General features: G+C 54.6%; 1 pseudogene. It reads left to right on the forward strand.

What is annotated here, in order from left to right:
• A pseudogene (locus GWE18_RS42025) lies at window positions 1-465 on the forward strand (methylmalonyl-CoA mutase family protein); the annotation flags it as partial.

The following is a 465-nucleotide window of genomic DNA, read 5'->3' on the forward strand; positions in this document are numbered from 1 at the left end:
GCAGGTAGCATTTACGCTCGCTGATGGGATTGAGTACATCAAAGCAGCAATCTCTGCCGGACTGAAAATTGATGACTTCGCTCCTCGCCTGTCGTTCTTCTTCGGCATCGGCATGGATCTGTTTATGAACGTCGCCATGTTGCGTGCGGCACGTTCTTTATGGAGCGAAGCGGTCAGTGGATTTGGCGCACAGGACCCGAAATCACTGGCGCTGCGTACCCACTGCCAGACCTCAGGCTGGAGCCTGACTGAACAGGATCCGTATAACAACGTTATCCGCACCACCATTGAAGCGCTGGCTGCGACGCTGGGCGGTACTCAGTCACTGCATACCAACGCCTTTGACGAAGCGCTTGGTTAGCCTACCGATTTCTCAGCACGCATTGCCCGCAACACCCAGATCATCATCCAGGAAGAATCAGAACTCTGCCGCACCGTCGATCCACTGGCCGGATCCTATTACAT

This window comes from Bradyrhizobium sp. CSA112 (assembly GCF_029051645.1).
Lineage (GTDB): Bacteria > Pseudomonadota > Alphaproteobacteria > Rhizobiales > Xanthobacteraceae > Bradyrhizobium.